Below are 6,774 nucleotides of genomic sequence, written 5' to 3'. Positions count from 1 at the left end.
GATGATATTCAATGTCTCCCAAAGGAAAGAAATTTTGAGATAAATTAAAGTGAAAGGGGTATGGGGAGGGGGTGAAACCCCCTCCCCATGAACAACAATCTCACCCACATCCCTCGCCGCTGCCGCCGCTGCACCGGCAGGCCCCGGACAGGCCCTTGCGGCGCGACTTGAGGCTGGTCAGGTCGCCGGTTCCAAATATCTCCTCCACCCCGTCCTCGACGAGGCCCGAGCAGCCGTGGACCATGATGCCGCGCTCCATGAGGAGCTTGGCCGGGGTTTCGCCGTAGGACGAACAGAGCACGGCGCGGCAGTCCTTGAGCACCCGGGCCAGTTCCTCCCAGCGGCGCGGGCCGCCGCCGGGCTCGGGCGCGGCGCGCTCCTCCACCAAAAAGAGGCCGCCCTCGTTTTTGCCGTAGATCTGAAAAGCCCAGGCCTCGCCCAGGTGCAGGTTGATGAGCATGCCCTCGCGGGTGGCCACGGCCACGTAGGGCCGACTCTCGTCCGCCCCGGGCACGACCTTGGAGCAGGCCCGCAGCATGTCGCTGAATTCCCCCGAGCGGTCGGAGCACAAAAGCCCCACGGCGTCGGCCCGGCAGCGGCGGCAGTGGGTCATCTGGGGCAGAAACGCGGCCGAGATCTGTCTGGCGGCGGCGATCTGGTCCTTGGTGGGCTCGGGAATCTCCGCGAAAGGCGTATTGGGCGTGGGGAACATGGCCATGATGTTGTGGATGTTCGCGCCAAGCGCGGCCACGGTCTTGGAAATCTCACCCACATGGTGGTCGTTGACGCCCGGGACCACGATGGTGTTGACCTTGACGGTGATGCCCTTGGCGGCGAGCAGGCGCACGGATTCGAGCTGGCGGCTGATGAGCAGTTCGGCGGCGGCCCGGCCGCGCAGGATGAGCTTGCCGTCGCGCACCCAGGAATAGACCTTCGCGCCCACGTCCGGGTCCACGGCGTTTATCGTCACGGTGACGTGGGTGGCCCCGACCTCGGCCAGTTCGTCCACATGGCCGGGCAGGGCCAGGCCGTTGGAGGACAGGCAGAAGAGCAGATGCGGGAAGCGTTCCTTGAGGAGTTTCAGGGTGTGGTGCGTCTCGGCCCAGTTGGCCATGGGGTCGCCGGGACCGGCGATGCCGGCCACGGTGATGCGCGGCTCTTTTTCCAGCACCTCTTCCATGTAGACCATGGCCTGGGGCGGGGTGAGCACGGCGCTGGAGACGCCGGGACGGGACTCGTTGACGCAGTCGTGCTTGCGATCACAGTAGTTGCACTTGATGTTGCATTTGGGGGCTATGGGCAGATGCACCCGTCCGCATTGTCCCGAGGCTTCCTTGTTGAAACAGGGGTGGCGGGAGAGATCCCTTTGGATATCCATCGCAAGCTCCTTTGCGGTTTGTTTACAGGTAGCCGTAGCCCACGGGACTGGCGTCTTGTTTGCGGCCAAGCACGGCGTTGACGATGCGGTCGAACATGGCCTGGGCCCCGCCGTAGGCCACATGGCGCAGGCGCTGGCCGCCGAAGCGGTCGTGGATGGGGAAGCCGACCCGGATAAGCGGCACGTTCCACTCCCGGGCGTAGCGGTAGCCCTTGCTGTGGCCGACCATCAGGTCCGGCGCCAGTTCCCCGGCCTCGGCCGCGATGTCGAAGAAATCCACACCCTCGCGGATGGACGGCAGTTCGGGAACCATGTCGCCGCAGGCCTCGGCGATGGCGGCCTTCAGGCGCTTGTCCTTGCCGCCCGTGGCCACCAGGACCGGATGCACGCCGATCTCGGCCAGAAAGGCGGTCAGGCCGACCACCAGGTCTTCCTCGCCGTAGACCACGGCCCGCTTGCCCGAGACGTATTTGTGGCCGTCCACCAGGGCGTCCACGTAGCGGCCGCGTTCGCGGACGTAGCGGCCCGGCGTGGCGCGTCCGGAGACGCCTTCCAGGGCCGTAAACAGGGCGTCGGTCTCGCGGATGCCCATGGGCAGGCCAAGGGAGATGCACGGCACGCCGAAGCGGCGCGACAGCACATGCCCGGCGCTCTCGGCCAGCCCCAGCACGCGGCCGAATTCCAGCGTGGCCTTGGCCCCGGACATGGCATGGATGTCCGCAAGCGGGGTGCCGCCGGAGGGGATTTTTTCGTAGTCGAGCAGGGCCGGGCCATCCATGGTGTCGGAGATGTCGGGCAGGATGGTGGCGGCCAGGCCGAAGTCCTCGAAGATGTCTTTGAGGTGTCGGATGTCCTCGGGGGAGATGAGCCCGGGCAGGACGTTTATGCCGTCGTGCTTCGGGGCCTCGGGATCGGCCAGTTGTCCGGCCGTGGCCGCCACGGCGGCGTGCCAGCCGTCCATGTGGGTGCCGGAGTAGCTTGGGGTGGACACGGTCACGATCTCGGGCAGGGGCAGGTCCGCGAATTCCTTCTTGAATTCGTAGACCAGCCGGGGCACGTCGTCGCCGATGGTCTCGGTCAGGCATGTGGAGGCCACGCCGATCATGGTGGCTCCGTACTTCTCCATGACGTTTAAGATGCCCTTTTTGAGATTGGGGCCGCCGCCGAAGACCGCCTGCTTTTCGCCCAAGGCCGAGGAGGCGATGTCCATGGGCTCGCGGAAATGGCTGATGATGTAGCGGCGCATGTAGGTGGCGCAGCCCTGGGAGCCGTGCAGGAAGGGGATGGCCCCCTCGATGCCCCGAAAGGCCAGGGCCGCGCCCAAGGGCGTACACAGCTTGCAGGCGTTGGTGGTGGAGACGAAGGGCGCGTCTTTCATGGCTTGACCTCCTGAACCTCGGGCCGAATCCCGGGCCGAATCTCGCGCCGGGGCACGAAGCGCCACACCGGGCTTGTGACCGAGGCGTGGATTTCCTTGGCGAAGTTGAGCATGCCCACGAAGCCCTCCAGGGCCTCCTTGCGCTCGTGGTTGTGGTCGCAAAAGCCGACGCCGAGCTTGAAGGCGATGGGCCGTTCCTTGACACCGCCCACGAACACGTCCACGTCTTTTTCCTTGATGAAATGCGACAGCTCCAGGGGGTTGGTGTCGTCCACGATGACCGTGTCCGGGTCGCAGATGGCGGCCAGTTCCTCGTAGTCCTCCTGGGTGCCGGTCTGGGAGCCCACCAGCACCACGCGCATGCCCAGGTGCTTGAAGGCCTTGATCAGCGAGAAGGCCTTGAACGCGCCGCCCACGTAGATGGCGGCCTTTTTGCCTTCCAGGTCTTTGCGGTACTTTTTGAGCTCGGGCAGAAGCTTCGAGAGCTCCTCGCGCACCAGGGCCTTGGTGCGGGCCACGATGCCCGGGTCGCGGTCCTTGAAGTGTTCGGCCACGGCGTAGAGCGAGTCGGCCATGTCCTCGATGCCCAGGTACGAGGCCCGGATAAACGGGATGTCGTATTTGTCCTGGAGCATCTTGGCCAGCTCCATGGTGGCCCCGGAACACTGCACCACGTTTAGGCCTGCGCCGTGCGCCCGGCGGATGTCGTCCACGCGGCCGTCGCCGGTGATGTTGGCCACCACGGCCACGCCCATGCGCTCGAAATATTCCCGGATGATCCAGATTTCCCCGGCCAGGTTGAAGTCGCCCAGGATGTTGATGCTGACCTTGGGCGTCTCCGACACGTCGCCGGTGCCCACGAGCGTAAACATGGCCTTGCAGGCGGCGGCGTAGCCCTCGCGCTTGTTGCCCTTGAAGCCTTCGGACTGCACCGGGATGACCGGGATGCCGGTCTCCTCGGCCACCTGGCGGCACACCGCGCCCACGTCGTCGCCGATGATGCCCACGATGCAGGTGGCGTAGACGAAGGCCGCCTTGGGGCTGTGGCGGGCAATGAGTTCGAGCAGGGCGGCCTTGAGCTTTTTTTCGCCGCCGAAGATGACGTCGCGTTCCTGGAGGTCGGTGGAGAAGCTTAAGCGGTGCAGCTCCGGCCCCGACGACAGGGCCCCCCGGATGTCCCAGGTGTAGACCGCGCAGCCGATGGGGCCGTGCACCAGGTGCAGGGCGTCGGCGATGGGGTAGAGGACCACCCGCGACCCGCAGAAGACGCAGGCCCGCTGGCTCACCGCCCCGGCCAGGCTGTCGCGGTTGCAGGCCATGGCGAAGGGGCCGCTGCCCTTGACGTGGACCTGATCCTTGCGCTCTTCGAGGATGGCGTGTTCCATGCGGTCTCCCTTTCCGGCCGTCTCGGCGGGCCGGATGCGGGAGGGGGATTACAAGGGGCGTGCCATGCAGTTATCTGTCTGATATGACATGATATCGTCTGTTTACGGATGGGCTTTGCGACAACAAAAACGTAGAAGTGAGGTTACAAAATTGTAGGGTGTTTGGAGGGTGGGGAGAAGGTGTCGGGAGGTGCTGAGAATGGGGAGGGGAAGGGCTGCGGGTGGAGGGTCCAACCTGGCGGGTGGTCGCTACCAGCTATCTCATGAATATCATTGATTCTTTTATCCTCGGCTTTAACAACTAACCAACCGAACATTTTGCTGATATTATAGCAAGAAAAAATATATGAATGCTATTTTGAACATGAAAAATAGTATTTTCTTTCTTCAAAAAAATGCTTAAATTTAGTTGCATAATGTGAAAGATATGTTATAATCATCATGTAGTTTAAGATTTAGTAATGCTTCTGTATACATGAAGCAAACAGTATGAAAATGGAAGCATTCAAATGCCAATTTCTACATCCAATGTCTCCGCTTCAAATCTTGGTCTTACAATTAGATAATTTTGCGTAACTACCAAGGGATGGAGCCTCAAGAACGACATTCTTGACAAGGATGTTTTCAATGACGCAAATGAAAATATCGGGACGGTTGAAGACTTGCTCGTAACTCGTGACGAGTGTATTTCCGACGCGTTCATCGGCGTGGGTGGTTTTCTGGGGATGGACGCCACGATGTCGCCATCCGCGTCAATCATTGCAAAATCACAAACAAGCGCGTCCTGCTTCCTGGTGTAAGCAAAGAAGCGGTCAAAGTGAAGCCGAATTCAAATATGCCGACGAACGGTTCTTTCTTTTGGCGCCATCATGCCTCTACAAGCGTAATGGAGCTTGCCAAAAAAAGTTGGAAGTTTTTTGTCGTAACTTCTTGAGCCAGGCGCCGTTCACTGTTGTAGATGAAAGAGTATTGTCTCTTTGTGAAAGTTCTGGACCACTTGGCGCTGATTGTGTAAATCATATGTCAGGCGACGTGCAGGCCCATGATGAATTGTCAGTCACGTGTAATATCGAGGAAATTATGAAGAAGTCACGCAGAAGTATTTCGTTTCCGTATCTTTGTTTACTATGCATTATTGTTGTGTTTGCAAGTTTTATATATACATCGCGAGCTTACGCAAAGCTTTCCATAAATCTCCCCGTCGAGGGCGAAATACATAATACCCCGGAGACGTTCACCGGCAAAGCCACGGCGTACTTCAGCGGTGGTGGTATATTAACCCTCACGACGAACCAAGGCGTGACCTGCCAGGGCGAATACGTAAACACGGACGATAACCAAGGAAACGGAACGGTCGTCTGCGAAGATGGTCGATTGGGCTCTTTTAACTTTGTTGCCTCTGGCTTTAGTGGCAACGGTGAAGGATTGATAGATACGAAGCCTTTTGCGTTTCGCATCGGAAAATAGTGCCTGCGACCAATATGGACAGCCAGTTGCCCACTGAACACATTGAAAAACAAAGTCTTGTTCCAGGTCGGCCGTATTGATTTCATCCTGCGATACGTCATTACACGGGTGAAAGACTCACAGAGTAAATAGTATTTTTTGAAAAACGAACTACCAGGAATAGTATTACATTATAGACTTTTGCTGTGGTAATGACGTTGAAAATTTTGTTGGTTACAGTATTGTGATTGCGCACAAATCGCATGATGCCTGGGCAATTGGCATCACCAAAGAGGAAAGCACCATCCTCGTAAAGGGATAAAGCATCAATAATGGCATCATGGGCATGGACGTCTGCAACGATGCCAGTGAGAAAATAGGTGGAGGAGGGGAGAAGAAACGCGGGGCGAGGCGGAGATGGCGGGGCGGGAAATGGATGCGGCAGGCGGGCGGCGGCGGATGATGACGGGAGGCCGTCCACGGCCTCCCGCTACAAAGCCATGTGTGAGCTATGAATCGGATGCACCGTCGCCGCCGTCCGCAGGCGGCGTGTCGTCGAGCGTGCCATCGGATTTTTTTGCTTCATCCTCCGGGCAGACCTCGGCCATGAAATCTTTGAACCACTGTTCGTTGCGCACGGGATCGAGGTCGGTGTCGGTGCGGATGTAGTCGCAATCAGGGAAATATTTATCGCGAAGTGATTCCCTGAGCCATTTTTGGCATCCATCTGGTTTGTTGGTACGAGACGCAACACAAGCGAGGTTGTAGCCAGCAATTCTTGGATTGAGCCGACGGGCTTCAAGGAAGTTTGATTCGGTTCGAGTTAATAATCTCACTCGTTCGTCTTCATCTTCAGTTAATTCAGGAGAAGAAATTATTAATAATGCATGTCCAAAATTGTAGAAAGCTTCATGAAAATCCGGCTTGATGCTGCATGCCTGTTCGTATTTTTCGCACGCATCGAGAAGGAGCTTTCGCCGTTTTTCTGGTACAGGCGTCAGGTCCGGGGCGGCCAGATCGCCAAGGGCATTCCCCCAATTGTTGAGCGCTTTATGATCATCCGGTTTGATGCGGCATGCCTGTTTGAATTTTTCGCACGCATCGAGAAGGAGCTTTCGCCGTTTTTCTGGTACAGGCGTCAGGTCCGGGGCGGCCAGATCGCCAAGGGCATTCCCCCAATTGTTGAG

The 6,774-nt window shown here is 58.7% G+C and carries 6 protein-coding genes and 1 pseudogene; 2 read left to right on the top strand and 5 right to left on the bottom strand.

What is annotated here, in order from left to right:
• Nucleotides 1–100 precede the first annotated feature (100 nt).
• Genes V3572_RS03280 through nifE form a run of 3 tightly spaced genes read right to left on the bottom strand, consistent with a single transcriptional unit; the run spans nt 101 to nt 4,141 of the window.
• Complete coding sequence (locus V3572_RS03280) at nt 101–1,378, bottom strand: radical SAM protein (RefSeq protein ID WP_332109545.1); 1,278 nt, start codon at nt 1,376–1,378, stop codon at nt 101–103.
• 22 nt (nt 1,379–1,400) lie between these two features.
• Entirely contained in the window at nt 1,401–2,756 is a 1,356-nt protein-coding gene (locus V3572_RS03275) for a nitrogenase component 1 (protein WP_332109544.1), read from the bottom strand.
• Complete coding sequence (gene nifE / locus V3572_RS03270; protein WP_332109543.1) at nt 2,753–4,141, bottom strand: nitrogenase iron-molybdenum cofactor biosynthesis protein NifE; 1,389 nt, start codon at nt 4,139–4,141, stop codon at nt 2,753–2,755. Before nifE ends, V3572_RS03275 begins: the two co-directional genes overlap by 4 nt.
• Nucleotides 4,142–4,746: 605 nt before the next feature.
• On the opposite strand from nifE, the pseudogene V3572_RS03265 reads away from it, so the two are divergent.
• Nucleotides 4,747–4,812 (top strand): annotated as a pseudogene (locus V3572_RS03265) (PRC-barrel domain-containing protein); the annotation flags it as partial.
• A gap of 4 nt (nt 4,813–4,816) precedes the next feature.
• Nucleotides 4,817–5,608 carry a hypothetical protein gene (locus V3572_RS03260; protein ID WP_332109542.1) on the top strand — a complete coding sequence of 264 codons (792 nt, stop codon included), beginning with the start codon at nt 4,817–4,819 and terminating at the stop codon, nt 5,606–5,608.
• Between the two features lie 100 nt (nt 5,609–5,708).
• Here the strand turns inward: V3572_RS03260 and V3572_RS03255 are convergent, their stop codons facing one another.
• Both V3572_RS03255 and V3572_RS03250 read right to left on the bottom strand, forming a co-directional pair.
• Nucleotides 5,709–6,068, bottom strand: a complete 360-nt coding sequence (locus tag V3572_RS03255) for a hypothetical protein (protein ID WP_332109540.1) — start codon at nt 6,066–6,068, stop codon at nt 5,709–5,711.
• Nucleotides 6,069–6,096: 28 nt separating this feature from the next.
• Nucleotides 6,097–6,774: TPR end-of-group domain-containing protein (locus tag V3572_RS03250; RefSeq protein WP_332109539.1), on the bottom strand; the 678-nt coding region annotated here is incomplete at its 5' end.

Origin of the sequence: Desulfolutivibrio sp. (genome assembly GCF_036584575.1) — a bacterium.
Taxonomy (GTDB): domain Bacteria; phylum Desulfobacterota; class Desulfovibrionia; order Desulfovibrionales; family Desulfovibrionaceae; genus Desulfolutivibrio.
The sequence above is the reverse complement of the archived record's forward strand: the minus strand, read 5'-3'. Positions and strand labels throughout refer to the sequence as shown.

Coding starts and splice junctions, on each gene's coding strand:
- V3572_RS03275 (WP_332109544.1), bottom strand. CDS start 2,756: ATGAAAGACGCGCCCTTCGTCTCCACCACCAACGCCTGCAAGCTGTGT.
- V3572_RS03280 (WP_332109545.1), bottom strand. CDS start 1,378: ATGGATATCCAAAGGGATCTCTCCCGCCACCCCTGTTTCAACAAGGAA.
- nifE (WP_332109543.1), bottom strand. CDS start 4,141: ATGGAACACGCCATCCTCGAAGAGCGCAAGGATCAGGTCCACGTCAAG.